Origin of the sequence: Nocardiopsis rhodophaea (assembly GCF_039530945.1) — a bacterium.
Lineage (GTDB): Bacteria > Actinomycetota > Actinomycetes > Streptosporangiales > Streptosporangiaceae > Nocardiopsis_C > Nocardiopsis_C rhodophaea.
This window is the reverse complement of the sequence record NZ_BAAAPC010000053.1, coordinates 1-1,151: the sequence shown is the minus strand read 5'-3', so window position 1 is coordinate 1,151 and position 1,151 is coordinate 1. Positions and strand designations below refer to the sequence as shown.

At 50.5% G+C, this 1,151-nt stretch carries 2 protein-coding genes; both read left to right on the top strand.

The window, feature by feature from the left end:
- The first annotated feature begins 218 nt into the window (after positions 1-218).
- The gene (locus tag ABD259_RS25610; protein WP_001067855.1) at positions 219-923 is read left to right on the top strand and encodes an IS6-like element IS26 family transposase; all 705 of its coding nucleotides are present in this window, start codon (positions 219-221) and stop codon (positions 921-923) included.
- A gap of 39 nt (positions 924-962) precedes the next feature.
- Positions 963-1,151 (top strand): recombinase family protein (locus ABD259_RS25605; RefSeq protein ID WP_425573580.1); only part of this gene is annotated, 189 nt, incomplete at its 3' end.

The window sequence follows — 1,151 nt, the reverse complement described above, 5'->3', positions numbered from 1 at the left end:
TCCCGATATCTCCTCTAAACTGCAAAACACTATACGGGGTCTGACGCTCAGTGGAACGAAAACTCACGTTAAGAAGTCATTTTTCAATATTATTGAAGCATTTATCAGGGTTATTGTCTCATGAGCGGATACATATTTGAATGTATTTAGAAAAAGGCACTGTTGCAAATAGTCGGTGGTGATAAACTTATCATCCCCTTTTGCTGATGGAGCTGCACATGAACCCATTCAAAGGCCGGCATTTTCAGCGTGACATCATTCTGTGGGCCGTACGCTGGTACTGCAAATACGGCATCAGTTACCGTGAGCTGCAGGAGATGCTGGCTGAACGCGGAGTGAATGTCGATCACTCCACGATTTACCGCTGGGTTCAGCGTTATGCGCCTGAAATGGAAAAACGGCTGCGCTGGTACTGGCGTAACCCTTCCGATCTTTGCCCGTGGCACATGGATGAAACCTACGTGAAGGTCAATGGCCGCTGGGCGTATCTGTACCGGGCCGTCGACAGCCGGGGCCGCACTGTCGATTTTTATCTCTCCTCCCGTCGTAACAGCAAAGCTGCATACCGGTTTCTGGGTAAAATCCTCAACAACGTGAAGAAGTGGCAGATCCCGCGATTCATCAACACGGATAAAGCGCCCGCCTATGGTCGCGCGCTTGCTCTGCTCAAACGCGAAGGCCGGTGCCCGTCTGACGTTGAACACCGACAGATTAAGTACCGGAACAACGTGATTGAATGCGATCATGGCAAACTGAAACGGATAATCGGCGCCACGCTGGGATTTAAATCCATGAAGACGGCTTACGCCACCATCAAAGGTATTGAGGTGATGCGTGCACTACGCAAAGGCCAGGCCTCAGCATTTTATTATGGTGATCCCCTGGGCGAAATGCGCCTGGTAAGCAGAGTTTTTGAAATGTAAGGCCTTTGAATAAGACAAAAGGCTGCCTCATCGCTAACTTTGCAACAGTGCCTCTTTACCGACAAGGCATCCGGCAGTTCAACAGATCGGGAAGGGCTGGATTTGCTGAGGATGAAGGTGGAGGAAGGTGATGTCATTCTGGTGAAGAAGCTCGACCGTCTTGGCCGCGACACCGCCGACATGATCCAACTGATAAAAGAGTTTGATGCTCAGGGTGTCGCGGTTCGG